Origin of the sequence: Yersinia rohdei ATCC 43380 (genome assembly GCF_000173775.1) — a bacterium.
In the GTDB taxonomy this organism is placed as follows: domain Bacteria; phylum Pseudomonadota; class Gammaproteobacteria; order Enterobacterales; family Enterobacteriaceae; genus Yersinia; species Yersinia rohdei.
The window spans coordinates 234,973-259,355 of record NZ_ACCD01000001.1 but is presented as its reverse complement, the minus strand read 5'-3'; the positions used below and the strand labels follow the sequence as shown (position 1 = coordinate 259,355).

Below are 24,383 nucleotides of genomic sequence, written 5' to 3'. Positions count from 1 at the left end.
TTTAGCCCTCTTTTATTAAGTTTTAAGCATCTGTGGATGCTTGGCATCAGCAGATAATCGTGTCACTCTCGTGGTAACGAACACAGATGGATAACTTAACTAATGACCACACCTCCAAAGGCAGACAAACGCCCTTATCCAATGACGATTCACGGTGATACCCGCACGGATGACTATTATTGGTTACGTGATGATGAGCGCACCGATGCGGATGTTCTGAACTATTTACAAGCTGAAAATGAGTTCACCGAGGCGGTGCTAAAACCGCAACAGCCGCTGCGTGAGACCTTGTATCAGGAAATGGTATCGCGCATTCCTCCCCGCGAAGAATCTGTCCCCTATACTCGCAACGGTTATCGTTACCAAACGCGTTTTGAACCGGGTAATGAATATGCTATTTACGTGCGCCAGCCAGTGTGGGCGGATAGCAGTTGGGAGACGCTACTAGATGGCAATCAGCGGGCAGCAGACAGTGAGTTTTATACTTTGGGTGGTTTGGATGTGAGCCCGGATAACCATTTATTGGCTGTTGCTGAAGATTTTTTATCACGACGCCAATATGATATTCGGGTAAAGCATTTGCAAAGTGATACCTGGCACGAGGAAGTTATTGGCAATACGTCGGGGAGCTTTGAGTGGGCCAATGATTCTAAAACGCTATATTACGTACGCAAACATGAAAAAACCTTATTGCCTTATCAAGTTTATCGTCATGTGGTCGGAACAGACCCGCAATCAGACCAACTGATTTATCAGGAAACGGACGATACATTCTACGTCGGCTTGGAAAAAACCACATCTGAGCGCTTTATTGTCATCCACCTGAGCAGCACCACAACATCTGAAATTCTACTGTTGGATGCCGATCAGCCAGACGCCGCACCGCAGATGTTCGCCCCTCGCCGTAAAGACCATGAATATGGTTTAGATCACTATAAACAGCATTTCTATTTGCGTTCAAATAAAGACGGCAAAAATTTCGGCCTCTATAAAATCGCTGAAGAGGGCAACGCGCAAGGTGATTTTGCTGATGAATCGCAGTGGATATCATTAATCGCACCAAGAACTGAAGTGATGCTAGAAGGGTTCAGTTTATTCCGTGATTGGCTGGTCGTGGAAGAGCGCAGCGAAGGTCTAACCCAGCTGCGACAAATTCATTGGGTCACTAATGAAGAGAAATCTATTACTTTTGATGACCCAACTTATGTCACCTGGCTGGCATATAACCCTGAGCCAGAAACCGAACTGTTGCGTTATGGCTATTCTTCCATGACCACGCCTAGTTCCATGTATGAGCTGAATATGGACACCGGGGCGCGCCAGTTACTCAAGCAACAAGAAGTGAAAAACTTCACACCAGAAAAATATCGCAGTGAACGGATTTGGGTCACGGCCTCTGATGGGGTCAAGGTGCCAGTTTCTTTGGTTTATCACCGTGAGCACTTTGTGCCAGGTAACAACCCTCTGCTGGTCTATGGTTATGGTTCTTATGGTAGCAGCATGGACCCTGCGTTCAGTGGTAGCCGTTTAAGTCTTTTAGACCGTGGTTTTGTTTTCGCGCTGGCGCATATTCGGGGGGGCGGTGAGCTGGGGCAGCAATGGTATGAAGACGGCAAATTGCTCAATAAGTTAAATACATTTAGCGATTTTATTGATGTCACTAAAGCGCTGGTGGCCAAGAAGTATGGTGATGCTAACCGAGTATTTGCGATGGGGGGCAGTGCCGGTGGTTTGCTGATGGGCGCTGTTATCAACCAAGCCCCTGAATTATATAAAGGTATTGTGGCGCAAGTGCCTTTTGTTGATGTGGTCACCACTATGTTGGATGAGTCTATTCCGCTAACCACTGGCGAATATGATGAATGGGGTAATCCAAATGATAAAGCCTATTACGATTATATTAAGCAATATAGCCCTTATGACCAGATTAAAGCCCAGGATTATCCGCACATGTTGGTCACCACGGGCTTACATGATTCTCAGGTGCAATATTGGGAACCGGCTAAATGGGTCGCTAAATTACGTGAAATGAAGACTGATGACCACCAATTGCTGCTTTATACCGACATGGATTCAGGGCATGGTGGCAAATCCGGGCGGTTTAAAGCTTATGAAGATATAGCTTTGGAATATGCATTTATTCTTGCTCTGGCTTGATCTGAAATATCACGCCAGGTAATGAGTCAGGGTATGGCGCATATCTGGCGTAAGGTCAGAAATTGAGGCTAACATCCAGCGCAGATAGTCCGGATCTTGTCGGGCTATCTGTTCAATATTTTTTCCGCGATATTTCCCGAACTTAAATGTCTGCAATAGCAGCGGCTGCTGTGTCATTTCTGCCATTTGCTCAGCATTCCACCCAGAATCTTGCATAATGCGCTGCAACAGCGCAGCAGTGACATAGCAATCATATAAAGCGCGATGCGGATACAGGTTCTCAGGAATGGAAACATTCAGGCGCAATGCGTAACGCAGATATTGATTGCTGTGCTTGATGTCAGGATACAGCATACGTGCCAGCTTAAGAGTACAAATCCACTGGCCGCCCATCTCCGGCAATACACCTCGATCAAAGGGGGCATTATGGGCAACATAATAAGGGCTGCCTTGGTATTTTCTCACCGCGACGGCAATCCTTGGCATCCCTTCTACCATTTCCTCAGTGATATGATGAATAACCATGGCATCGAGACTGATTGGTCTGTCTGGGCTAACCAGGTCACTCATTGGGTTACTCAATACCCCATCCACCACATCCACAGACGCTATCTCGACAATCCCGCCGTCTAAGCCACAAGTTTCAGTATCAATGACTCGCAAATTCATACTTATCCCCGTAATAGTTCACGATAAACAACAAAAAACCCGCCTATAGGCGGGTTGACTGACGAGACGAAAAGCCCGTTATTCAGCGCTGCTAGAAGATGACTTCTTAGCACGTTTATCAGCTTTTTTCTCAGCTGGTGTTTTTAGTGGCTTTTTCTTCGCGTTCTTTTTGCTGTCCATTCCCTTACTCATGGCTTGCCTCTCTTTACCTGCGGTTAGGTTGGTACGCACCCCTATTAACCACCTTATGGGGTAGAGTTGCAAGGGAAGAAAGCATCAATGTGTTTAATGTATTGTTTAGCATGAGCATTATTAAATCTTAGCTTCTCTTATTGCGGCTTAATATTTGGTGTTTTGCGATGCAGCGCGCGAAAATATGTTGAGATATGGCGTAATTATCACCAGTTGGTGGAATTAATTGGCTGATTGGCGTAAATGTAATGTTTTATCGTTGACCCTATGTGCTGTATAGGCTTTGATAATTTTAATGTCTTAACAAACATGGAAAAAAAATGGAACAGTTACGTGGGCTTTATCCAGCGTATGAACCTTACGACAGTGGGTTATTAGACACTGGCGATGGCCACCAGATTTACTGGGAACTCTGTGGCAACCCTGAGGGCAAACCCGCGGTATTTATTCATGGTGGCCCCGGCGGAGGAATAGCACCTTATCATCGGCAACTTTTTAATCCATCAAAATACAAAGTATTGCTGTTCGATCAACGTGGCTGTGGGCGCTCACAACCTCATGCCAGCTTGGACAACAACACCACCTGGCATTTAGTCGATGATATTGAGCGGTTACGTAAAATGGCCGGTGTGGATAAGTGGCTGATATTCGGTGGTTCTTGGGGTTCAACCTTGGCACTGGCTTATGGTGAAACACATCCCGACCGGGTCAGCGAAATGGTATTGCGTGGGATATTCACACTGCGCAAGAAAGAGTTGTCTTGGTATTATCAAGAGGGCGCTTCACATTTCTTCCCGGATAAATGGGAGCGAGTGCTCTCCATTTTATCGCCAGAAGAGCAGGGCGATGTCATCGCAGCTTACCGCAAGCGGTTGACATCAAACGATAAAGCTGTGCAGCTGGAAGCGGCTAAGATTTGGAGCCTGTGGGAAGGTGAGACGGTCACTTTGTTACCGACCAGAAATTCTGCTTCTTTCGGTGAAGACCAATTTGCGCTGGCGTTTGCCCGAATAGAAAATCACTATTTCACTCATTTGGGCTTTTTAGACGACGATAACCAATTATTGGATAACGTGACACGTATCCGCCATATTCCTGCGGTTATTATTCATGGGCGCTATGATATGGCTTGCCAACCACAGAACGCGTGGGATTTAGCTAAAGCCTGGCCGGAAGCTGAATTGCATATTGTAGAAGGCGCGGGGCATTCCTTCGATGAACCCAAAATCTTGCATCAGTTAATTTTAGCAACAGATAAATATGCGCGTAAATCCTAACATTTTTATCTGATTAACTCCCGCAGGTTCGGCTTGCGGGAGTCGATGACTCATTACTTCATCTTGGGTTCATACGGCAACCGCGAGAATTTATTTGACTCGTTACGATAATGTGCCAGCCGCTGCAAAAAATATTCGCGCAGCGCCTCTGGCTGTGCGCGAGCTACCATTTCAGGAATGACGGGCATATTGTAGCGCTCTTTAAATGCGACACCAGAAGCAGCCAGATCAACATTCATTTTTGCCGTTTCTTCATCAGAAAGCTCTGCCAGATTATATCCCATTGTCTTCTCCTTCTTGGGGCGTGGGGGTATGGCGCAAAAGGTAATGCAGACGGCGGAGATTGGCAAGCGGCAGCTATTGCTAAATAAACTGTATTTATAAAATGTCTCATGGGAAAATATCCTACATTAGGATGAGAATGAGATTATTTATTAAATTCGCCATTAAATAAGAATCATTCTTTTTAGTATTTGCGCACTAATTAAAATTATTTCCACAATAAATAAGATAATATTTATTTTAAATAAATGGTGTTAATTATCAGTGTATTACGTGATTTTATTGTTTTTGTTTACTCTTGGTGTAAATAGGGTGTTCTTATTTTGTTTTTATCTTGGCATAATGAGTCGAGTTAATCGTTGCTTACCTGCATTATAAAAATAAGGGAATTAATATGTTAAAAAAAGAAATGGCTCAAAAGCTCAATGAGCAACTGAATCTTGAATTTTATTCTGCCAATCTTTATTTGCAGATGAGTGCCTGGTGCAGCGATAAAGGTTTTGAAGGTGCCGCCGCATTTTTAAAAAAACATTCTCAAGAAGAAATGCAGCATATGCAGCGCTTGTTTGAATATCTTAGCGGAACAGGTTCCATGCCAATCTTAGGTACAATCAGTGCGCCACCAATTGATTTTGCCTCACTGACCGATGTATTCAAGCTGACTTATGAGCATGAACAACTTATCACTGCTCAAATTAATGAACTTGCTGATGTCGCCATGACCAGCAAAGATTACTCCACATTTAATTTCCTGCAATGGTATGTTGCTGAACAACATGAAGAAGAAAAATTGTTCAAATCTATTATGGATAAATTGGCACTGGTGGGTAATAGCGGCAATTCATTGTTCTTTGTTGATAAAGATCTGAAAACAATGTCGGCTCAAAATCACATCCAACCGTAATTATAGGCTAGTTTAGCCCTGATTAATCTTCGCCGCAGTTTCTAATCCCCCTTGCGCGGGGTCTGAAACTGCGGTTTTTCGTTGCCCCATGACATTTATCCTCACACCTCCCCCATCTTATTGTTTCGTGCTAAAAGCAAACTGTTTAACTAAGGTTGCTCGACTTGCGATATACAAATCGTTATCATTTGCAATAACGAAAAACAGATGAGCTTAATTATTGCTCTACTGTTGGTTATATTTCAATCGCCACTCATAATCTGGCGTTTTGTTTTGTGCCCTACCTCACAGGTAGTGCAATTGACTGGAAGTGATAGGGGTTCACGCTGCCAATATAGGATATGTTGGTAGCAGATTGATTCTTCTCCCCCATCGATTAAGGGATATTATGTTTATTCGTAAAGTACGTTCTTCTTGCCGCATGCTTTCGGCACTTATTGTGTTATTTGTTGGACTTTCCAGTCAGCAAGCATTGGCCCATGCACATCTGAAAATCGAGTCACCAGCGGCTGATGCCACTATAGGTTCAGCCCCTGAGGCCCTGACACTCGGTTTCTCCGAAGGAATTGAACTGAATTTCAGTGGTGTAAAAGTTACCGGCCCTGATAACAATGTGGTAAAAACCGGTGCGCTCACATTGGATCCTGTCAATAATACGCAATTAATTCTGCCGATTGACCATGCATTAACCGCCGGGAAATATAATGTCTCATGGCATGTGGTGTCTGTTGATGGTCATAAAACCAAAGGCACTTACAGTTTCACAGTGAAATAATATGTCTTTGGCGGCTCTGTTTGTTCTGTGTCGCTTTTTGCATTTTGGGGCGGTGATGTTGATGTTTGGCATCAGTATCTTCACCGCCTTATTAGCACCAGACCCTTTCTCTTCAATACTAAAAAATCGGCTCTCGCCTCTACTTATCTTCAGTACTTTTCTGGGGCTAATTTCTGCTGTCGGTCTTTTAGCTATTCAGGCCGGTATGATGGGTGATGGTTGGGTTGATACCTATCGGTTAAGTGTATGGTGGGCCGTATTCAGCACTCGCTTTGGTCAAGTATGGCAATGGCATCTTGGTTTATCCATCTTGAGCATGTGGTTAGTATTACTCGACTCAACCCGTGTTCACGCCCGGCTAATGGTTATTTGTTCAGCAGTATTGCTGGCCAGCTTGGCCTTTACCGGCCATGCAGCCATGCACGATGGTATTTTGGGATGGGCTCATCAAGTCAACCAAATCATTCATTTGCTCAGTGCAGGTTACTGGTTGGGATGCTTACCCCCACTATTAATTTGCCTCGCTTATACCCGAAAGAGTGATGTTAAATTCGAAGCAATAACCACGCTGATTCGTTTTTCAAGTTGGGGCCATTGGGCGGTGGCTTTAGTCTTGGCGACCGGTGTGATTAACAGCATTATTTTACTGCAAGAAACCCCTCTAACACTCACATCCACCTATCAAATGTTATTGTTTAACAAAGTGGTATTGGTGCTATTTATGATTGTTATTGCGCTGGTTAATCGCTATCTGATTGTTCCAATGCTTCGACAATTGCCGACCAAAGCCCATTATTGGCTAGTGGTCAACAGTTGTGCTGAAATTATTCTGGGGGCAGGGGTGTTACTGTTAGTGAGTATTTTTGCCACAATGGCACCGGTATAACACGAAATATATCTAATGGTTATTGCCACTAAACTTGCATCAGCTCCTCAATATGCGAGAAAATCACAATAATCAGTTAATTGAGGGTAATTTAAATGAAGGTTTTTGTGCTGGCGCTATCGTTGCTCATGTTATCGGCGAATGCCATTGCTGCAGGGAAGATTATTACCGTCAGTAAGTTTGAGTTTGGTAAGCAATGGGCATTTACTCGCGAAGAAGTGATGTTGGAATGCCGTTCAGGCGGGGCTTTGTTTGTAATAAACCCAAGCACATTAGCGCAATATCCGCTAAATGATATTGCGACAGAGCAGATGAAGGCGGGGCATGTCTTGGCTAAGCCATTGGATGTGCTGCTATTGGATGACAGTGAGCAGCCGGGTGTGAAGATGAGCCTGGAGCCCTTCCAGCAACGCGCCATGACATTATGTCAAAAATAAGCTTATTATTATCAGTTTTACTCATATTAATCTAAGTTTAACAAATAGTTACCGCTCCTGCTGTGAGCGGTTTTTTTTATTAGCTGAAATTAGTTTACAACCGTTATTAATTACTTTTGCTGCTAAGTTGGCGAAACACATGTACTCGACTACAGTTAAGGAGTACGGCTGAATAAGCCTACGTTAATGCCAACTTTTAGCGCACGGCTCTCTCCCAAGAGCCATTTCCCTAGACCGAATATAGGAATCGTATTCGGTCTCTTTTTAAGTTGTTGATTTTAAATAATTTATTTTATAACAAACGAAAATAAACGAAATTTCCCCGAAATCCTATATCCGGTCTAAATCTCTATCCACTCATTTTTACGTGAATCAAGGTACACATTAGTCATTTTCATCGACTTATGTCCGAGTAGTTTCTGAGCAAATTCCTTACTGCATTCTGCTTCATAAAGCCGTGATGCCAAGCTGCGGATCTCGTGAAAACTGGGAGGGGATATTTCATAAACCAGATCGGTAGCCTTCAATGCTTTAACAAAGGATTTAGTGAGCGAGTCTGCATTTAAGGCTCCGAGTTTTCTGCCAGAACTTTTACTGGACGAACTTATTAGATATTCGCTTTTACTTTCATTCATGCACTTTTCTATAATCTCGCCAACGGTGGTATTCATTATTTCCAACCGTAGTGATAGCGATATAGCAATTTGCATCTTAGTTTTACCCTGGATTACCCAGAGCTTACCATCATGTACATCGCTTCTTTTCAACTGGCGTACATCATCACGGCGCGGGCCAGCAACAAGTTATGCCTCACTGGATCAACTGATGACTACTGGCGAGGTATTCTTAGCGCAGATCCGCAGAGAGGCCGCGCGTTTGGCCTCAATGGTGGCAGCATGACAACAGCCTCGCGAACTAAGTCCCCGAGAAAGAAAAAGACAGAGGTTCTGGGAGTATGACTACCAGGCGGTGGCATTAAATATGCGACTGATCATGACCGTGAAACATGGAATGGGGTGCTTTTGACCGGGTTTATAAAGGTGTGGCCGGTGTTATTTGGAATGAGGCGTTAGCCCAACACTTCGATAATGAATATGAAATGGAACAGGCAGTTAACCAACTGCTGGAGTATTGATATGAAATCTCCGGCATCTAGAAGTAAAGCCCTACGCGATTTTGCGCGGGGCCAATGCTGCACACTCCAGATCCCCGGTATCTGTAACAGTAACCCCGAAACAACGGTGCTTTGTCATTTATCCAGTTCTACCCATGGAATGGGATATAAGTCAGATGATTTTTGGGCAGTATATGGTTGCTCAGATTGTCATGATGTTATTGATGGTCGGGTACCATATGAATGGCAGTCCGGAGAGCTTGAGGACACGATATTACTGGCATTATATGCAACTCTTAGGATTTGACTGGAGGAATCGCTGGTAACCGCTAAAGGGGGCCAGTTTGCTTAATAGCATAGATGCCATTGGCATCATCGGAACAGCAGCCAAGCTGGAAGTGCGTAACGGGAGAGTTCGTAAAGTTAACCACCAGGCGGAAACAGAGGAACAGGCCGCGCTGATTGAGTGGGCAGATAAAACTATTATTGATGGTATTTGTATCGGCGAGTATCTGATCCATATACCCAATGAGGGGAAGCACGGGCCAAAGGCGGCTAGGGATGCTAAGTGGCTTGGGTTGAGGAAGGGGGTACCGGATTTGTTTCTGGCGCTGCCGCGTGGTGGGTATGCGGGGTTGTGGATAGAGATGAAGACATTGAATGGAAAGCCAACACCAGATCAAAACCATTGGCTAAATAAAATGAATGAAATTGGCTATCTTGCAACTATAAAGTTTAGCTGCGTAGAAACGGCGAAAACGATTACTGAATATATAAATATAAACCCAGCGAGTGCTCTGAGGGATCCCCACAAGTCAGCGCTAATAAACCAAAACCATATTTCGGTAGGTTTTGGCGAGGTGATTAAGACTACGAATTAACGTAGTCTTTTTCTTATTGAGGGTAAATAGAACAATCAGCCAATTATTCGATCAAGCGAACCCCAAACCCAATGATAGTTGTTCCAACCGCCTCATAAGTCGCAATCTGCCCATTGTTGGAAAAACCAACAAAGGGTGTTCCTTGACCAGAACTACCTAATACTGCATGGCCATATGGAGTTACAGCTGAAGCACTCTCTGGAACGCCAATTTCATTGAGAGGGGGTGTCGTTCTGGATTGTGCAACAGGGTAATTACCGCTATTCCAGTCTGTAGTATTCCAGTGCCCATCACTGCTAAGCCATTGAATTGAGAAATTAAATACATAACCACCGTTGTTATTCACAGTAATCTTCTGAACCTGTCTCATAATATATTACCCCATTTATATCACTAAGAGATAAGGGCGTAAAAAATTAGCCCTTCATATACATAAAAACCCAATTAACATACAATTAAACCCTAGCACTAAATAAAAATACCGCAATAAAAAATATAAAATTACGAGTTAATTAGCGCATCGTGGAATATGTAAAAATAATTACTTCCAAAATAATAAATTTTATTTTCAATTAAATTAGCATTATTAACAACAATCATAATTTTAAATCTAATTAAAGATTAAGTATTTACCAGAAATTATTAAAATAAAAAACGTGCTAATGGCTGGTTTCGGTGTTTGTCATTTTTACAGTTCGGCACTATGACAGCAAAAATGTAAGCTCAAACTAGATGTGAATTACTGTCCCATATCCCGAAAGATTTAAATTTACCTAAATAAATCATTACTGGTTTGATTAAATAAACACAAGCTTGGATAAACACAGTGAATATAAGAGCTTGAATAACACGTTCAAATTGGGCTTGTTTTGGGGAGGAAGTAAAAGCATTAAATATCCATGAGCAGACAAAACCAGGCAGTAAGTATTTTAGGATTGTGAATATTTCGCCGCTAATTGATTCCATTTCAAAATTCCACTCTGAACTTAAGATGACATTTAAATATTTCACTGTTAGCAATGAAAGTGTTTTGCGTTGTGTTTTATGCAATGAACTATACAATCAGTCTTGTGATTTTAAAACACAGGACTGACCAATGGCCAGATAGTAGGGACTTTCGCAACCTGCCAGCATAGTCACCCTGTCGGGTTCGATATCTTGATGACCAAATACCGCAATGACTGTAAAGCCGAGCAACGCTAGAGAAAGCAGCCCGCGAAGGATACGCCATTATACGGGGATCAAAGTAATGGCAGTTCCCCAACGTCTTATGACGAAGATTGCCAGTGTTGTTGCGGGTGGAGCCATGGCTATTGCCATTGCTCTAATCGGCGGTCATGACGGATTAGAAGGGCGCGAGTATGTGCCTTATTACGATGTGGTTGGCGTGCTGACAGTCTGCGATGGCCACACCGGCAAAGACATCATCCTCGGTAAGTGCTACAGCGATACTGAATGTGATGCTTTGCTACATTCTGATGCGTAATTTGAAAGACTACGGCGAAACCCCAGCGATGCGCCTGGATGAAATGCCGGTGATTAAATCCTTCTTCCGCGGTTCTGATCCAGCTAAGTCTACCCAGTTCACTGAAGATTTTTACCGCATGATGGCCGAAGCCAATCAGATAAACAGCACCATTAACAGTTTCCGTAAGCAGGGGCGAGGCGATGATGCCAGTGAGTTGATAGAGGAAAACAGGGGCAAGTTGTCACAGCGTCAGGGGTTAACAACAACGCAGAAACAAGTGAAAGCACTGAATGCCCAGATTGAGATGGTACGACGTGATGGCATTCTAACCTCAGAACAGAAACGAGAAAGAATCGACAGAATGATGGCAATCAGAAACAAACTGGTACAGCAGGCGGTGGAAAGGGTGAATGGGTATTTTAATAAGTGAAGTGAAAGGGAGTTTGGAAGAACTCCCTGATTTATTAACTTTTGGGTAAAGTGATTTTGTTATGGTTATAGATGATTTGAATTGCCAGCGCTGTAGTAACCTCGTGTGGGTGTAATTAGTTCAGGCAGTCTGCTTTGTGCCAAGAAGCAGACAGTTTATATTCAATAAGTATCAAGCCAACTTCCCAGTTGGTCTGCCGTCCGATTACCTGAATATATTCTGTACATCCAAATAAATCACAGTAAATATTGAACCAGTAAAAAATGGTAATGGATATGTTAACCAGTAAGGAGAAGATCCATGCAAATACCTATGCTAGAAACAGAGCGTTTGCTGTTAAAGCCAATAGTTGCCGAAGATGCATCACAAATTCAAGAGCGCTATCCACGCTGGGAAATTGTCCGTTATATGGTGTCATCGGTTCCCTGGCCCTATCCTGACGATGGCGCAGCACACTATGTTAATAACGTCGTGCTGCCAGCTATGGCAAAAGGAGTCGCCTGGGTTTGGACCATACGACACCGGGATAATCCTGACAATTTAATAGGTGTTATCTGCCTGGATGATGGGGAAGATAATAATCGTGGTTTCTGGTTGGTTCCTGAATGTCAGGGGCACGGATTAATGCGCGAAGCCAGTATTGCCGCGACAGATTACTGGTTTAACACTTTGAACAGGGCAGTATTGCGTGCTCCAAAAGCAACTGAAAATATCCGCTCTCAGCGCATTTCAGTCAGTAGCGGTATGCGCTTAATAAGAACGGAAAAGAAAGAGTTTGTCAGCGGCCTTCTGGACTCAGAGTTGTGGGAGATTACTCGTGATGAGTGGAATGCCCATCACTCAAGCTAATAGGCTAGGATGTCCGTTTTCGCTCAATTAGGCTAATGGCCATCGTTAGTCTAATTTGCGCCAGGAGTGGACGTTCTAACACCGGTTATGTTAATCAACAGCGAGCAGATCAGTTCTTATCGCGGCTTAAAAAAATGGTCGTCCAATTTTCGGTTGTGAGGATTTCATCGGATGTTCAAGATTCATCCTGTACTTTATTAAAGGAGAGGATCATGAACTTCACTGAACTTCACTATCAGAACAAACCATTACTCATCGCCAATGTCTGGGATGCTGCTAGTGCAATTCTGGCGGACCAGTCGGGCTATCAGGCCATGGGTACTTCAAGTGCAGCGATTGCCGCGACGTTAGGTTACGAAGATGGAGAAGCAATGTCTTTTGATGAATTGCTCTACATTGTCACTCGTATCCAATCTGTCAGTAACTTACCATTAAGTGTTGATGTTGAAGCGGGATTTGGTGGCACAGCTGATGAGATAACGACCCATCTTAAACGTCTCGCGCAGCGAGGAGTTGTTGGTGTAAATATTGAGGACAGCAGAGTTGTTAACGGTGTCAGAGAACTTGTTGATGCGGTTGCATTTTCTAGTCAATTAAAAGAAATTCGTGATGCGTTGGACGACGAGAGTTATCAACTATTTATTAATATCCGTACTGATACATACCTGCTTAATCATGAACATGCTTTACAGGAAACGCTTTTACGTGGCCGACTTTATGAAGCATCGGGGGCAAACGGGCTTTTTGTCCCATGTCTGACGTCAGAAAAAGATATTAAGACCTTTTCCAAAGAGCTTAATATTCCATTAAACGTCATGTGTATGCCAGATCTTCCCACGTTCGAAAGGCTGGGGGAAATGGGTGTGAGGCGTATTTCTATGGGGAATTTTGTTCATTCAGCCATTCAATCGAAGCTTAAAGATTTAATGCTACTTATCCAGTCGCAGCAAACATTTGCAGGAGTTTTCATTGATGAAAGTTCTCGATAATACCCAGTGCAACATCTGGTATCAGGCATTACTCGAGCGCGCTTCGGAATATACAGGGGTGTTTTTCGTTGGTGTCAAAACGACAGGGGTATTTTGTATCTCGGTATGTCGGGCGAGGAAACCAAAACGTGAGAATGTCGAGTTCTATAAAGATTTAAAATCTGCTCTGGATGCAGGTTTTCGCCCCTGCAAAGTATGCAGACCCACTGAAAATGCGCACACTGCTCCGTTTTTTATCGAACAAGCACTCGAACTCGTGCGCGCCAACCCTAAAACACGCATAAGCGACACTGAGTTACGTAAGCACGATATCAGCCCCGAGCGGATACGACGCTGGTTTCTACAAAACCACGGTATTACCTTCCAGGCATTTCAACGAATGCAGCGGGTGAATATCGCACTTCAGGAACTAAAAGGTGGGTCTGCTGCCACCGATGTGGCTTTTGATAATGGCTATGAATCATTAAGTGGTTTTGCTTATACCTATAAGCGACTTACGGGTGTTGCTCCAACAGATCAGACTCAGATAATTATAATTCAACGATTTACCACGACACTGGGGCCAATGTTCGTCTGTGCTACGGAACGGGGAGTTTGCCTGCTGGAGTTTACCGACCGCCGAATGCTGGAGACGGAATTCCGTGACCTTCAACGTCTGCTGAATGCCCGAATAATATCAGGGGAAAACAGCCATACTCGACAAGCGGAAAAAGAGATTAGTGAATACTTTTCCGGAACGAGACAACAGTTTGAGCTCACGCTCGATGCTCCAGGCAGTGATTTTCAACGCTCCGTCTGGCAGGGGTTGCGTGCTGTTCCTTATGGACAAACGTCACACTATCAAGCTCTTTCCGGGCAGATTGGAAAACCTAACGCAGCACGCGCGGTGGCCGCCGCAAATGGAGCAAACCGAATAGCTATAGTTATTCCTTGCCACAGAGTCATCGGCAAAGATGGTGCGATGACCGGTTACGGCGGTGGCATTGCGCGCAAAGAATGGTTAATCGAACATGAACGAAAACATCGCTCACAGGCAGATACCTGCTGACGGCTAAAACTAAACAGGATGTGGAAAGCTGAGCTGGGCACTTGGCTATCCATGTGCAGCCCTGTTAACTCGATCTGATTGTAAGGCCCGCTTTTCGCTCATAACAGACCTGCTGGGACTTCGTTCTAGACCGCTCAGTGCCAAGAGTGGACATTGATGGAAGTTGAATTGGTTTAAATACCGCGATGTTTTTCTAATTTGATATCAGTGCCGTTAATATTTGTTTCATTGCCCCAGCCCAGTTGCATGTAGAATTTCGCCGCGCGACTATTTTTATCGGTTTCCAGCCAAGCAATCTCATGATATTTGAATAATTCCTGCTCAGCTAGCACAACAAGCCTGCGACCTACACCTCTGCCTTCATATTCCGGGAGAACAAAGGCCGCAAAAAGACAACCTTCATCCGGTAAAATCATTGTAAAGCCGATGATTTTGTCGTTTTCAGTCGCAACCCATGCGCAATGATTCTTCTCAATCATATCGGCCACGACGCTTTCGGTAATCCCCATCTGCCGCATTTCTTCACGACTCAGATGATTCTCGATTACCGATGTTCTCACGTCGAACATACCGTCAATATCAGAACGTTGAGCTGTTCTCACGTCGAACATACCGTCAATATCAGAAAGTTGAGCTGTTCTTACATTGATACTCATTAGTCTTACTCCATGTTTTATAATAAATTTTGATAATGATATCCGCCATTATCTTTAGAGAACCCTAGGAATTTGAGCGCCAAGGCTGCTAATTATATCCGCTGTTCGCTGATAGCCGCCCTCTATACTGATAGGCAGCGAAGTGCCAGAAGCGGACATTGATAATATTACATTGCGTTAAAAATTAGGAAGCAGGTCAACCTCACGAGTGAGGTTGTGTTGGCTCGGCCATTTTTAATAGATTCAGAAATATTCTGTTTCATGATTAGAAATCCAGATGAGGATTGAGCCACGATAGTCGTCATTAGTGGAGGCTATCAACGAGCATTTATCTGCATTACCATCAGCGGTGTAAGCACAACTTTGCTTTACCCGGACAGTTAACTCTCCTCTTTTTGATACACTCTCTAAGTCAAGGAATTGCGCGCTTCCGGATGGGTAAAGGATGCGAGTATCCTTTTGATCTTTATAGTTTCTTACACGCACAGGGAATTGGTTATTGTGATATTCATATCGCTCTACAACTTCGCCCGTGTCTTTGTCCACGATTGTTTCAAGCAACCCACGTACATTATAGCTGAGCACATATTTGCCCTTTTCATTCTCAAGCTCAGTGATTTCGCAAAGTTCATTGATTTTTCCGGTAATACGCAGGCCTTTAAAAGAGGTCAGTGCACCATCTTTGTTTACCAAATGGAACTCTCGGTCATTTGCCTTATCAACCATGTTGATATTAGTAAAGCACCCGCTTTGATCGTATCTAACTTCTGTCATAGCCTGAAGTTTACCGTGAACATCTCGGATCCACTGGATGCTATGTTTTACGTTCCCGGTAGTTGCATCATGCTCGAACAAAAGAGCAGCATTTAAGACCGCCGGTTTGAATTGAGTCAATGCAGCGACATTAAATGATATTGCCAAAAATAATAGACTTAAAAGCACCCTTGCTTTCATTAATCATTCCTTTATCAGTAGGATCGCACTCTAAGGTGACGTGGGACTCAAGTTATCCAATGCTTTGCAAATAGCCACGAATAATAGCGTGTGGTCGTATTGACTCTGCGATAGAGCTTTTTGGCTTTGTTATCCTGATGACTCGCAATGTTTCCATTCTCGGTGAATGCCAATTTAAGCGTAAGCGGGCGCGCCAGATAAGCGCTCTGTCCTTTTACTTATTGCAGATAGCCCGACCAATACAGGCCATCTGCTTCAGCGTGGACCGTCGGGTTCCGATTAATGCTAATTAATCCAGTAGCGGCTTGCGGTTTTCTTTCGCCGGCTCTGGCTTGAGTTTTTCAACGGGAATACTGCACATAGTTTCAGCTATTATCCCAAAAAGAGAGTCTTTCTGGAAGGTTTCCCATTGCCCCACATCCAGCTCCGCATGTATAAGATCGCCTTCCGCAAACGGTTTGGAAAAAAGCGTACGTCCCATAACCGCCCGCTGGTTTTTGTCGCAGTTAATCACATCGATTGCTCGGGAACTGGAAACGTAGACGGGTGGGTTTTTTATAATCAGTGTCTGCTTCGCGTAGTTATTGATGAAATAAAACCGGCGCAAGTGACTGTTACCCTGGTAAGTTGAAATCACCCTGAAATCGACATACGAAGTCACTCTATCATCTGCAAGAATTTTTATTAAACCAGCCGGTGCTTGGGCGGGCGCTTGCGGCTGTGGTTTACTGATCCCAGTACAGCCCGCCAGCATAAGTAATGCCAGCCATATCAGCTTTTTCATTTCGCTACCCCGCCGGTTAAATCAGGTCGTAATGTCGCGAGCATATCAGGCGTTACATTTCCCTGAACGGAACAGAGCAATAATGTCCCTTCTTTGCCTTTGCTGAGCATTAACAGCTTTTCGGTGCTTTCTTTTGCCGGAGCAATACCTGACACCGCTTGCGCATTTTCTCTCCAGGCACTGTTGGGGTCTACTTTAATCATCGCCTGAGAGAGATAATCATCTCCGGCCTTGCCCCAGGTTAAATGATCAAGCTTGGACATGACCTCTTCAGGCGATTCTTTGAAAATCAGCCCCCAGTAATAGTACTTACCATAATTGATTTCATTGAGGTTGCTGGTTTGCAGAAAATATCCCGCTAGCGTCAGATTTAATTCATGTAGAGGTTGGGCAAACCAGACGATGCCATTACCGTCAATCGGCGCTTTGAACCAGGCGTGAAATTGCTGGTCAACCGTTAAAGGTGCTACGCGGCTGAGTGTGGTTCGCTGATGATAGATCTCACTGAAAAATGTTGTGTCGCAACGCGTCAGGCTTTGCGTCAACGTATTGGCATAAACAGGTAACGTAGCCCCTGTCATTCCTAGCATGAGCACAATGGAGCAGATAATTTTATGCATGTAATATCCATATAATAAAAAAGACGCAATTTTTATCGGCACTCTGTAATGATACTTTACGCTTTCGTCTTTAATTCCCTTATCTGGCATGTTAAAAAAACTGCCCTTGCAGTTATGACCTCCAGCAACCCCTGTTGTGTAACCCCTTGAGCACGGCACATTCTATGTGCTTTTAATATCTTTGCAGTCGATTAGCCATAGATCAGTTATGGTAAATACGACCGACATAGTTTAATGGTTATATCCTATAGCCATAAAATTAACTTCCGCTCCTCGCTGACTATAGCGTGGATTAAGTGTTGCACTGAAAGCTGTCAAATCAAGTAAATACAGTTAGTTATCTTCCCACAGCGGCTCCAATTCAACAGGAAGTCAGTTACTCTTGTATATCGCTAAATGGCCAGGTCACTATAATTGCCCATAATACCAGCGTTCGCCTGAAAACCACTCATCTGGGTCGTCACCACCATAGTAATCAAGTGTAATACCTAATTCCTGAACCCCATCTGGAAGAATAAGTCCCCACTCCCGGGCAAGGCTTCGTTCCCTGAGGAGTACCGATGAACCATTTTCAGAACTCCCCTCTGTAATGAAGCTTTGAAAGTATTCCTCTGAACGAAATAAACAGACCTCACTTGTAAACATATCCGGGAGGCAAATTACGGCAGTAATTCGAGGGATATCATCGCAATCTGCTGTGGCGAGCATCAAGTTGGAACAGGCATTGATCATGGCTTGCGCACACTCTGCCTTAACTTCCTGCTTGCTGTATTTTCCTTGAACAAGATTAATTTCTACAGGTATCTTGTAATTCCAGTAATGTTGATCTTCCGGAAAAACGGCACGAACTGGGTTATGAAAAGTTTCAGACCAACGGTTAAGTGATTTTATACGACGGGGAATGTTTCGTATTTTGGTGCGGTTATCCCTACATAATCGCCTGCTCATATTTTTTAACTTCCTGCTTGTTCAGTTGGCTATAGCGTTGGTCGAAAATAATTTCACTGTGATTTAGCGGCATATTTTGCACAAGAATGTCCGCTCCTCGCTCTCAGCAGACCTTCAGCGTCAGGTGTTTGTCTGCTGTGTGCCAAGAGCAGAGGTAGGATCATTAATCATCAAAAACATGCTTGTTGAGTTATTCGTTTTCCCATCAATACCACTTTGAAGCTTTGGGGGTCGACATTGAGTACCGCATAGCGTATCTGCGGACAAATCAGTTCTAAGCTTCGTTTGCTACAATCAAGCTGTATTAAAGTGCGTACGCCGGATTGGGTTTGCACCCTATTGGTCTCAGGATAGTCGCTGCAATTAAATCCTTCTTTAATTAACTTTTCTTTCGCCGCATCCAGGCTCATTCCGATAAGATTTAGGCTCTCGACTTCTTTGGCATGCGATTTTTCAGAAACTCGAGTCAATGAGCACCCGCTCAGTAATTGAGCGAAGAGTAAGAAGAATATAAGGATTAATATCTTTTTATTTTTTGTTTTCTGCATCAGACTGACCTTTAGGTTTTATACCTTTGAGCTATATTGTTAGATATTGCAATAAACCGAGTGAGGAGTAAAACTCAAAATTCTCCGCTCAAAACCTATATACACTTTGGGGTGACTTGTTCCCCGTTGATTATCACACGCCAATGTTAGTCCTGCATCCCGGCGGTCATGACAAATGACAACTTCCGTTCTTCGCTCGAAGCGGACCTTATAACTATCCAGCCTGTCCGCTTTGCGCCAGGAGCGGACTTTGCACATGTTATTCATTTCTTATGGTAGGATTGGTACAGTCACTAAACCTTTGAAAAAGTATGACAATTTTACATCGGGACTGACATTTGCTCAATCTGCTTTAGCTCAATATATTTAGGATATTTTATGGTTGAATATGAATTTGATTATATAGATTTTTTGGTATCTAGCGGTCTACAGCGTCAGAGTGCAAATAGCTACAGACGCTATTTAATTTCTGTGTCAAATCATCTCAAAATAGATATAAATAGAACCACAATTTCTTCTAATGAAGAAATTACTCGTCTTATTAGTAAAATGTCAGGAGGATATTATGCGGATAGTTTTGTAAGTAATTGCAGTACAGCCATGAGACGATATCTTTCCTTTGTTAACAGCGAGTTAAGTTATTTTCATTATCCAGATGAAATACTCAACCACTCCGAATATATCGAAGGTGCAAAGAAACAAATTATTGTTAACTCATACGAAAGAGACCGAGATGCAAGAAATAAAGCCATTGAAATCCACGGATTGAATTGTTCAGTTTGTGATATGAATTTTGAAGATGTATATGGGGAAATCGGAGTTGGTTTTATACACGTACATCACTTGAAACCACTGCATGAAATAAATAAAGAATATCATGTTGATCCTGAAGATGATTTAATTACTGTATGTCCCAACTGTCATGCCATGCTTCATAGATTAAAAAACCGTCCATCAAAAAAAGAACTGAAAGATTTAATAAAGAAAAAAATAACCTAAGTATGTGATTTACTTCCGCTCCTCGCTCAAAGCGGACCTTCAGCTCCCGTCCGCTCTGTGCCAAAAGCGGAAATCGGAGGTTATCTAACAACTAAAAGATGGCTGCATATGCCGTGGCGATGCAGTTTACCCAACCAGTTGTTTCCTCTGAGCCATCTGTGTAAGGATAAATTCAGCAGCACTAGCCACTTCGTCTTCAGATGCAAAAACCCGCTCTGGTATGACAACACAACTGTCATTTAGCATGTGAATATAGATGAATCCAGTATTTCTGTAGCTCGACTTGATATGTTCCCAGTAAACCCGTCCGGTAACTGAAGGAGTAATATTCTCGACGTAATACCGAGTGAGCTTCACTCTCTGAGAGAGCTCTTCATCGGCTTGTTCTGATGCCTGATTCTTTTTCATCACCCTGTTCAGGACAGCATCATAAATAATAGACAATGCCAGAGATACGCCAAATAAGGCCAGAAGAATACAGCTGATGACTTTGGCTCTCGCCATAAAACTGCCATCGTCTGGCGCTTTCAGGATAATCATGATCATCTGCAGTATCGTGAACATTATTGCGAAAATAAAGCTATACACAGAGGCTTTCTTGATAAGAAAAATATATCTGTACGGCTTAAAGCTCGCTTCCTTATAGCTCTTTATGTGCTTTGCAGCCTCACTGCGCTCAAGTAGGGACAAGGAAAAATCAACGATAATGCGATGTTTTGACTGCACAGGATGTGTCCTTTTTTATTTTTGTTTCCATGTATGCAGAGAATATCAAATCCCATCACACTGAAATAGCAGCAAATTCGACTCCCCAACTCTTGAATCACCATGGCTTCGGTATCATTTTTAGTTGGCATCTAACTTCGAACTTCCGCTCCTAGCTCAAAGCGGACCTTATGACCTTGCTTTTTGTCTGCTCTGCGCCAGGAGCAGACATTTCACACTTCTGCTTATGTAGCCAAAATCGGTATGCAACTACACTATAGAATTTATATCAATAGTTAAGATAAAATGAAGGTTAATTAGAGTTTCATTCGGTTACATAGACCCACTGTTCAATTAATGATGGACTCAGAAATTATCACTGCTAGGGTTCATGTAAACAATACAGGTAAGGGAATATCAGATGCCATCTCTATACGCATTCAATGACCTGCTCGGGCTGCTTGTTTTTTCAAGGAAATATCACTTTCTCCACAATGATCTGGACTGCCTGATCATTGCATGGGCTGAAGAGCAAGTCACCGAAGGAAATGATTCGGAGACTCTTCTAATTCTCGCTTCACTGGGGCTTGATAAGCAACCTGAACGGACCGAGGTTGAATTATATATGTCACGGTACATTGCAGAGCAGCGGATAGATCTGCCATCGCTAAAAATAGCAGCATTGGTTTGGATCAAGCTATTTATGAGTCAACTTTCCCAGTGCGCGTCCATCCATGATGCAGAACAGAAAATGTATTTTCTGGTGTGTCATTGGCTTGAACCTGACGTAAAGATTTTCGCGGCGGTGGTCGATACCCTGAAATCGCTTTACTGGCATCTCTTTGATGAATGGGAGGGACCTGGTACAAGCGAAGCAGTAAGGATGGAGGAGTCAGAATTCTTTGAGCGGATTAATCATGCGATGCTGCCTTATTCCCATAAAATTGAAAACCCAGATTGGCTGAATCTGCTTGTTCGGTAATTTTACCCGCATCCTACTTGAGTATATCCAGCAAAAACATCATCGTTCACCCTAGGAACCTAGACACAAAAGGTAACCTAACTGAATAGCCGCTCTGTGCCAGAAGCTAGCATTGAAATATGCTAACTTCATCATTTCGACATTTTAATGCAATACGAGGTATCGCTGTCGAAGGGAGATTGGATTGAGGTGAAGGGTTGGTATATTCGGCTGCAATTAGTTTTTGTAATTTACGCATGTGCTCAATATACCCGGGGGAGTGGTTGGGATAACAGAAGTTATGCTACAGGGTAATTCTTCCTGAAAAAGAAACCAAGAAAATAGCCGAATCCTAATCTTCCGCTCCTCGCTCATAGCTGACAGTCAGGCTTAATCGTACCTTGCTACACTGACTATTTTTATTGGTTATGCCAGTTGCCTTTATTAGTGATACCTATAAAATCCATTAACGACACCAGTAATAATTATTAACATTAACCCATATCACAACACTAAAAAGCAACAAGCTGCATTTTTTATCGTATATTCTGATAATAGAACCAAATCAACCTTTACGCCTATATTCTGTGAAACCTGCTCTGTCTCGAAGCCAGGTAGTTATGCGCCTTAAATTAAATTCTTCTTCCGCGGTTCAGGTCCGGCTAAGTCTACCCAGTTCAGCGAAGGTTTTTATTACATGATGACCGAAGCCAATCAGATAAACAGCACCATTAATAGCTGCCGTAAGCGGGGGTGGGGTGATGATGCCAATGAATTGGTTAAGGAAAATAGGGATAAGTTGTCACCGCGTCAGGGGTTAACAGCAACGGGAAAGAATCGACAGAATGATGGCGGCCAGAAATAAACTGGTATAGCACGCGGTGGATCGGGTGAATGGTTTTTTTAAAAAGGGAGTTTGGAAAGACTCCCTAATTTATAAATCTTTGAGCAAGACAATGTTGCCGCGCTTATAGATGGTTTGAATTGCCAACTCAAAAGTAGTCTTATCAGGGAATCATAACTCTATGAATCAGCCAATTTTCCAGAATGGACGGGTGCAAATATTTTTTACATTCCAGTATTTAACTGGGTTCTTAGCATGATTTTTGATTACATCATCGGAGTTTACTGATGCGTCCGGGATGAAGTCTGCAGGGACCTGAATGGCTTTGCTTCCCGAGGCGATATAATAATACTTCCCTGCTTGCGGAATGAATGACGAATGAGAGTTTCGAATATATCCTCCCCCTTCATTTTTGATCTGCGAAACAGAGTATAGGACATTAGGTTTTATCTTACTAACGACTATATTACCCTTAGCTTGAAAGACATTTGAGTCAAGTTCATAGCGATCAGACATATCGTAGCAATTACTTTGGCTGTTGAACGTGTAAGAACCTAGATAGATGGTGCCTACATTTCCCTCTTTGTTAAGTACATACAAGGTCGCAGCATCGCTTCCCGTGTAGTCTTTATAATCAAGAGGTAATACATTAGCGCACCCCGTAAGTCCCAGAGAGATTGCAGCTACGATGACGGTTTTATTTAATTTCATATCATCCTTTATTGTGTGTTAGTTCGTTGCCATGTTAATTACAATAATGAGTAGACAGGTGCATTATCGGCTGTATTTTATTTTTCTTTAATTATATCAATGCATTTTCTTTGCCGATGGTCAGATTGAGTGAGTAGTAAAATACAAAATCAGGACTTAATAGTCCGACTGGTTAGTTAACTGCTGATAATGATTTTTTTAATTTTGTGTATGAATCTCTTATCATGACTTCTATATAAGTCAAAAGAACACTTACAATATATGAAGTAAAGATTAAAAGAATTAATATTGCCGGGGTGTACTTAACTGAATATATCAACTCTGGCGTATAGTAGTAACAAAAAAATGAATGGGTTAGCCACATATACATTGAGTGACTACCAAGGCTGTTTATTACTTTGTGATGTGTGGTTCCTCTGTATACATTTCTCATTGCGAGAGCGAATAAGGGAGACGCTAAAATCAAGCCAAATATATTAAATAAGTGAAATAGAATGACAGTCAAAATGATGCATAATAAAGTGGTATAGGTTGAATTTACTCTGCCTATTAAAATAGATAGTTTATCTGTTTCTTTTCCGGATAAATATCCTATAAGGAATGGATATAACCATATCAAGATAACGGAAATGCCGCCTGACGATTCAAAGTAATAGCCAACTAAAGTAGATAGCGGTGCTATGGCTAATAAGACAAGATAATTTAGTCTTGAAATTAAAGGCAGCGCGAGAACATATATCACATACAGTCTTATAAACCACCATTCACCATTGTAGTTAGATGTGATTCCCAATATGTTTTTAGCTAACTTCAGCGGTGTGCTGTCACTCCAATCATTATTTATAAAAACAAAACCTATTGGGATGAATATAATAAAAACCAACCAAAAACTAAAATATATTTTTTTAAGTTTTTCAATTGAGTAATTGAAATTTATTTTGTTTTTAAACGCGAATCCATACCCTGATATAAACAGAAATATAGCTACGCATATTTTGCCAAAATTTGCCAGATAGCTATCTACATTTGCACCAATAAAAGGAAGTGAATTAATGATGTTGGCATCATGGGGAATACGGTCAGGAAATGCGAACAAGTGGTGCATTAACATCAAAATTATTGCAATCCCTTTGATGTAATTTGTTTCTTTTTTGGTAAAAAGCATGGCCAGCTCATTGAAAAAAATAATAGCATATTGTTTTCCACACAGGCTTTCATTGTCAATGATCTATATCTAATTAACGGTAAGATTTTGCGGATAGTGGTTAAGCACATCATCACAAATAAAACCGTTA

Annotated in this window: 30 protein-coding genes and 1 pseudogene; 17 read left to right on the top strand and 14 right to left on the bottom strand. The window is 42.6% G+C overall.

Annotated elements, in window-relative coordinates:
• Positions 1-102: 102 nt before the first annotated feature.
• Positions 103-2,157: a S9 family peptidase gene (locus tag YROHD0001_RS15945; protein ID WP_032815924.1), complete on the top strand. Its 2,055-nt coding sequence runs from the start codon at positions 103-105 to the stop codon at positions 2,155-2,157.
• Positions 2,158-2,166: 9 nt separating this feature from the next.
• Here YROHD0001_RS15945 and exoX read toward each other — a convergent pair whose 3' ends face one another.
• Together exoX and YROHD0001_RS20390 are read right to left on the bottom strand one after the other, a co-directional pair.
• Positions 2,167-2,826: an exodeoxyribonuclease X gene (gene exoX / locus YROHD0001_RS15950; RefSeq protein WP_004713117.1), complete on the bottom strand. Its 660-nt coding sequence runs from the start codon at positions 2,824-2,826 to the stop codon at positions 2,167-2,169.
• A 78-nt stretch (positions 2,827-2,904) separates the two neighbouring features.
• Positions 2,905-3,057 (bottom strand): hypothetical protein, encoded by a 153-nt coding sequence (locus tag YROHD0001_RS20390; protein ID WP_004713116.1) that lies wholly within the window; start codon positions 3,055-3,057, stop codon positions 2,905-2,907.
• Between the two features lie 281 nt (positions 3,058-3,338).
• On the opposite strand from YROHD0001_RS20390, the gene pip reads away from it, so the two are divergent.
• Entirely contained in the window at positions 3,339-4,295 is a 957-nt protein-coding gene (pip, locus tag YROHD0001_RS15955; protein ID WP_004713115.1) for a prolyl aminopeptidase, read from the top strand.
• A 53-nt stretch (positions 4,296-4,348) separates the two neighbouring features.
• Here pip and YROHD0001_RS15960 read toward each other — a convergent pair whose 3' ends face one another.
• Entirely contained in the window at positions 4,349-4,579 is a 231-nt protein-coding gene (locus tag YROHD0001_RS15960; RefSeq protein ID WP_004713114.1) for a DNA polymerase III subunit theta, read from the bottom strand.
• A 392-nt stretch (positions 4,580-4,971) separates the two neighbouring features.
• Between YROHD0001_RS15960 and ftnA the strand changes: the two genes are divergently transcribed.
• The 4 genes from ftnA (at position 4,972) to YROHD0001_RS15980 (ending at position 7,579) form a co-directional block, all read left to right on the top strand.
• Positions 4,972-5,481, top strand: coding sequence for a non-heme ferritin (gene ftnA, locus YROHD0001_RS15965; RefSeq protein WP_004713113.1), 510 nt, complete (start codon positions 4,972-4,974; stop codon positions 5,479-5,481).
• Between the two features lie 388 nt (positions 5,482-5,869).
• Positions 5,870-6,256 carry a CopC domain-containing protein YobA gene (gene yobA, locus YROHD0001_RS15970; protein ID WP_004713112.1) on the top strand — a complete coding sequence of 129 codons (387 nt, stop codon included), beginning with the start codon at positions 5,870-5,872 and terminating at the stop codon, positions 6,254-6,256.
• A 1-nt stretch (position 6,257) separates the two neighbouring features.
• Positions 6,258-7,142, top strand: a complete 885-nt coding sequence (copD, locus tag YROHD0001_RS15975) for a copper homeostasis membrane protein CopD (RefSeq protein WP_004713111.1) — start codon at positions 6,258-6,260, stop codon at positions 7,140-7,142.
• Positions 7,143-7,237: 95 nt separating this feature from the next.
• The gene (locus YROHD0001_RS15980) at positions 7,238-7,579 is read left to right on the top strand and encodes a YebY family protein (RefSeq protein WP_004713110.1); all 342 of its coding nucleotides are present in this window, start codon (positions 7,238-7,240) and stop codon (positions 7,577-7,579) included.
• 341 nt (positions 7,580-7,920) lie between these two features.
• On the opposite strand, the gene YROHD0001_RS0117160 is transcribed toward YROHD0001_RS15980, so the two are convergent.
• On the bottom strand, positions 7,921-8,346 hold the full coding sequence (locus YROHD0001_RS0117160) for a tyrosine-type recombinase/integrase (protein WP_235427892.1): 426 nt from the start codon (positions 8,344-8,346) through the stop codon (positions 7,921-7,923).
• Between the two features lie 239 nt (positions 8,347-8,585).
• Between YROHD0001_RS0117160 and YROHD0001_RS19535 the strand changes: the two genes are divergently transcribed.
• The 3 genes from YROHD0001_RS19535 to YROHD0001_RS15985 are packed head-to-tail and all read left to right on the top strand — an operon-like array spanning position 8,586 to position 9,574.
• Positions 8,586-8,714 carry a DUF1367 family protein gene (locus YROHD0001_RS19535; protein WP_004713107.1) on the top strand — a complete coding sequence of 43 codons (129 nt, stop codon included), beginning with the start codon at positions 8,586-8,588 and terminating at the stop codon, positions 8,712-8,714.
• On the top strand, positions 8,668-9,000 hold the full coding sequence (locus tag YROHD0001_RS19530) for a DUF1364 domain-containing protein (RefSeq protein WP_327212921.1): 333 nt from the start codon (positions 8,668-8,670) through the stop codon (positions 8,998-9,000). The genes YROHD0001_RS19535 and YROHD0001_RS19530 overlap by 47 nt, the downstream gene beginning before the upstream one ends.
• A gap of 37 nt (positions 9,001-9,037) precedes the next feature.
• On the top strand, positions 9,038-9,574 hold the full coding sequence (locus YROHD0001_RS15985; RefSeq protein WP_004713106.1) for a VRR-NUC domain-containing protein: 537 nt from the start codon (positions 9,038-9,040) through the stop codon (positions 9,572-9,574).
• Positions 9,575-9,617: 43 nt separating this feature from the next.
• Here the strand turns inward: YROHD0001_RS15985 and YROHD0001_RS0117155 are convergent, their stop codons facing one another.
• Positions 9,618-9,920, bottom strand: coding sequence for a hypothetical protein (locus tag YROHD0001_RS0117155; protein ID WP_231718368.1), 303 nt, complete (start codon positions 9,918-9,920; stop codon positions 9,618-9,620).
• Between the two features lie 903 nt (positions 9,921-10,823).
• Between YROHD0001_RS0117155 and YROHD0001_RS15990 the strand changes: the two are divergent.
• The 5 genes and pseudogenes from YROHD0001_RS15990 to YROHD0001_RS16005 all read left to right on the top strand — a co-directional run.
• Positions 10,824-11,054 (top strand): annotated as a pseudogene (locus YROHD0001_RS15990) (glycoside hydrolase family protein); the annotation flags it as partial.
• Entirely contained in the window at positions 11,053-11,472 is a 420-nt protein-coding gene (locus YROHD0001_RS20715) for a hypothetical protein (protein ID WP_231586352.1), read from the top strand. The pseudogene YROHD0001_RS15990 and the gene YROHD0001_RS20715, both read left to right, overlap by 2 nt.
• A gap of 300 nt (positions 11,473-11,772) precedes the next feature.
• Positions 11,773-12,321: a GNAT family N-acetyltransferase gene (locus tag YROHD0001_RS15995; protein ID WP_004713101.1), complete on the top strand. Its 549-nt coding sequence runs from the start codon at positions 11,773-11,775 to the stop codon at positions 12,319-12,321.
• A gap of 212 nt (positions 12,322-12,533) precedes the next feature.
• Complete coding sequence (locus YROHD0001_RS16000) at positions 12,534-13,310, top strand: isocitrate lyase/PEP mutase family protein (RefSeq protein WP_032815922.1); 777 nt, start codon at positions 12,534-12,536, stop codon at positions 13,308-13,310.
• The gene (locus YROHD0001_RS16005; RefSeq protein WP_032815921.1) at positions 13,294-14,358 is read left to right on the top strand and encodes a bifunctional transcriptional activator/DNA repair enzyme AdaA; all 1,065 of its coding nucleotides are present in this window, start codon (positions 13,294-13,296) and stop codon (positions 14,356-14,358) included. The genes YROHD0001_RS16000 and YROHD0001_RS16005 overlap by 17 nt, the downstream gene beginning before the upstream one ends.
• Before the next feature lie 173 nt (positions 14,359-14,531).
• Here YROHD0001_RS16005 and YROHD0001_RS16010 read toward each other — a convergent pair whose 3' ends face one another.
• The 6 genes from YROHD0001_RS16010 to YROHD0001_RS0117135 all read right to left on the bottom strand — a co-directional run bounded on the left by YROHD0001_RS16010 (position 14,532) and on the right by YROHD0001_RS0117135 (position 18,868).
• Positions 14,532-15,014 carry a GNAT family N-acetyltransferase gene (locus YROHD0001_RS16010; RefSeq protein WP_004713098.1) on the bottom strand — a complete coding sequence of 161 codons (483 nt, stop codon included), beginning with the start codon at positions 15,012-15,014 and terminating at the stop codon, positions 14,532-14,534.
• Positions 15,015-15,257: 243 nt separating this feature from the next.
• Positions 15,258-15,968: a YnfC family lipoprotein gene (locus tag YROHD0001_RS16015; RefSeq protein WP_004713097.1), complete on the bottom strand. Its 711-nt coding sequence runs from the start codon at positions 15,966-15,968 to the stop codon at positions 15,258-15,260.
• 289 nt (positions 15,969-16,257) lie between these two features.
• Positions 16,258-16,752 carry a surface-adhesin E family protein gene (locus tag YROHD0001_RS16020; protein WP_231622867.1) on the bottom strand — a complete coding sequence of 165 codons (495 nt, stop codon included), beginning with the start codon at positions 16,750-16,752 and terminating at the stop codon, positions 16,258-16,260.
• On the bottom strand, positions 16,749-17,372 hold the full coding sequence (locus tag YROHD0001_RS16025; RefSeq protein ID WP_004713095.1) for a hypothetical protein: 624 nt from the start codon (positions 17,370-17,372) through the stop codon (positions 16,749-16,751). The genes YROHD0001_RS16020 and YROHD0001_RS16025 overlap by 4 nt, the downstream gene beginning before the upstream one ends.
• Positions 17,373-17,780: 408 nt before the next feature.
• A complete protein-coding gene (locus YROHD0001_RS0117140) occupies positions 17,781-18,320 on the bottom strand; it encodes a DUF3916 domain-containing protein (RefSeq protein ID WP_032815920.1) in 540 nt (179 codons plus the stop codon).
• A 170-nt stretch (positions 18,321-18,490) separates the two neighbouring features.
• Positions 18,491-18,868 carry a hypothetical protein gene (locus tag YROHD0001_RS0117135; protein ID WP_032815919.1) on the bottom strand — a complete coding sequence of 126 codons (378 nt, stop codon included), beginning with the start codon at positions 18,866-18,868 and terminating at the stop codon, positions 18,491-18,493.
• Positions 18,869-19,246: 378 nt separating this feature from the next.
• On the opposite strand from YROHD0001_RS0117135, the gene YROHD0001_RS19435 reads away from it, so the two are divergent.
• Positions 19,247-19,867 (top strand): HNH endonuclease, encoded by a 621-nt coding sequence (locus YROHD0001_RS19435; protein WP_004713091.1) that lies wholly within the window; start codon positions 19,247-19,249, stop codon positions 19,865-19,867.
• Between the two features lie 126 nt (positions 19,868-19,993).
• On the opposite strand, the gene YROHD0001_RS16030 is transcribed toward YROHD0001_RS19435, so the two are convergent.
• Positions 19,994-20,593: a YcxB family protein gene (locus YROHD0001_RS16030; protein ID WP_235427891.1), complete on the bottom strand. Its 600-nt coding sequence runs from the start codon at positions 20,591-20,593 to the stop codon at positions 19,994-19,996.
• Between the two features lie 400 nt (positions 20,594-20,993).
• On the opposite strand from YROHD0001_RS16030, the gene YROHD0001_RS0117125 reads away from it, so the two are divergent.
• Positions 20,994-21,554, top strand: coding sequence for a hypothetical protein (locus YROHD0001_RS0117125; protein ID WP_032815917.1), 561 nt, complete (start codon positions 20,994-20,996; stop codon positions 21,552-21,554).
• Positions 21,555-22,230: 676 nt separating this feature from the next.
• On the top strand, positions 22,231-22,398 hold the full coding sequence (locus YROHD0001_RS20000; RefSeq protein ID WP_004713087.1) for a hypothetical protein: 168 nt from the start codon (positions 22,231-22,233) through the stop codon (positions 22,396-22,398).
• 165 nt (positions 22,399-22,563) lie between these two features.
• Here the strand turns inward: YROHD0001_RS20000 and YROHD0001_RS0117120 are convergent, their stop codons facing one another.
• On the bottom strand, positions 22,564-23,088 hold the full coding sequence (locus YROHD0001_RS0117120; RefSeq protein ID WP_032815915.1) for a hypothetical protein: 525 nt from the start codon (positions 23,086-23,088) through the stop codon (positions 22,564-22,566).
• Between the two features lie 172 nt (positions 23,089-23,260).
• Positions 23,261-24,253 (bottom strand): acyltransferase family protein, encoded by a 993-nt coding sequence (locus YROHD0001_RS16035; protein ID WP_004713086.1) that lies wholly within the window; start codon positions 24,251-24,253, stop codon positions 23,261-23,263.
• Between the last annotated feature and the right edge of the window lie 130 nt (positions 24,254-24,383).

Bases quoted from the DNA above. Each gene is read 5' to 3' on its own strand.
- YROHD0001_RS16020 (WP_231622867.1), bottom strand. From the start codon at position 16,752: ATGAAAAAGCTGATATGGCTGGCATTACTTATGCTGGCGGGCTGTACT.
- YROHD0001_RS19530 (WP_327212921.1), top strand. From the start codon at position 8,668: ATGAATATGAAATGGAACAGGCAGTTAACCAACTGCTGGAGTATTGAT.
- copD (WP_004713111.1), top strand. From the start codon at position 6,258: ATGTCTTTGGCGGCTCTGTTTGTTCTGTGTCGCTTTTTGCATTTTGGG.
- YROHD0001_RS16025 (WP_004713095.1), bottom strand. From the start codon at position 17,372: ATGCATAAAATTATCTGCTCCATTGTGCTCATGCTAGGAATGACAGGG.
- YROHD0001_RS0117140 (WP_032815920.1), bottom strand. From the start codon at position 18,320: ATGAGCAGGCGATTATGTAGGGATAACCGCACCAAAATACGAAACATT.
- YROHD0001_RS20000 (WP_004713087.1), top strand. From the start codon at position 22,231: ATGATGACCGAAGCCAATCAGATAAACAGCACCATTAATAGCTGCCGT.
- YROHD0001_RS0117125 (WP_032815917.1), top strand. From the start codon at position 20,994: ATGCCATCTCTATACGCATTCAATGACCTGCTCGGGCTGCTTGTTTTT.
- yobA (WP_004713112.1), top strand. From the start codon at position 5,870: ATGTTTATTCGTAAAGTACGTTCTTCTTGCCGCATGCTTTCGGCACTT.
- exoX (WP_004713117.1), bottom strand. From the start codon at position 2,826: ATGAATTTGCGAGTCATTGATACTGAAACTTGTGGCTTAGACGGCGGG.
- YROHD0001_RS15980 (WP_004713110.1), top strand. From the start codon at position 7,238: ATGAAGGTTTTTGTGCTGGCGCTATCGTTGCTCATGTTATCGGCGAAT.
- YROHD0001_RS15995 (WP_004713101.1), top strand. From the start codon at position 11,773: ATGCAAATACCTATGCTAGAAACAGAGCGTTTGCTGTTAAAGCCAATA.
- YROHD0001_RS19535 (WP_004713107.1), top strand. From the start codon at position 8,586: ATGGAATGGGGTGCTTTTGACCGGGTTTATAAAGGTGTGGCCGGTGTT.
- YROHD0001_RS16000 (WP_032815922.1), top strand. From the start codon at position 12,534: ATGAACTTCACTGAACTTCACTATCAGAACAAACCATTACTCATCGCC.
- YROHD0001_RS16015 (WP_004713097.1), bottom strand. From the start codon at position 15,968: ATGAAAGCAAGGGTGCTTTTAAGTCTATTATTTTTGGCAATATCATTT.
- YROHD0001_RS15945 (WP_032815924.1), top strand. From the start codon at position 103: ATGACCACACCTCCAAAGGCAGACAAACGCCCTTATCCAATGACGATT.
- YROHD0001_RS16035 (WP_004713086.1), bottom strand. From the start codon at position 24,253: ATGCTTTTTACCAAAAAAGAAACAAATTACATCAAAGGGATTGCAATA.
- YROHD0001_RS0117135 (WP_032815919.1), bottom strand. From the start codon at position 18,868: ATGCAGAAAACAAAAAATAAAAAGATATTAATCCTTATATTCTTCTTA.
- YROHD0001_RS19435 (WP_004713091.1), top strand. From the start codon at position 19,247: ATGGTTGAATATGAATTTGATTATATAGATTTTTTGGTATCTAGCGGT.
- YROHD0001_RS16005 (WP_032815921.1), top strand. From the start codon at position 13,294: ATGAAAGTTCTCGATAATACCCAGTGCAACATCTGGTATCAGGCATTA.
- YROHD0001_RS20715 (WP_231586352.1), top strand. From the start codon at position 11,053: ATGCGTAATTTGAAAGACTACGGCGAAACCCCAGCGATGCGCCTGGAT.
- YROHD0001_RS16010 (WP_004713098.1), bottom strand. From the start codon at position 15,014: ATGAGTATCAATGTAAGAACAGCTCAACTTTCTGATATTGACGGTATG.
- ftnA (WP_004713113.1), top strand. From the start codon at position 4,972: ATGTTAAAAAAAGAAATGGCTCAAAAGCTCAATGAGCAACTGAATCTT.
- YROHD0001_RS0117120 (WP_032815915.1), bottom strand. From the start codon at position 23,088: ATGAAATTAAATAAAACCGTCATCGTAGCTGCAATCTCTCTGGGACTT.
- pip (WP_004713115.1), top strand. From the start codon at position 3,339: ATGGAACAGTTACGTGGGCTTTATCCAGCGTATGAACCTTACGACAGT.
- YROHD0001_RS15960 (WP_004713114.1), bottom strand. From the start codon at position 4,579: ATGGGATATAATCTGGCAGAGCTTTCTGATGAAGAAACGGCAAAAATG.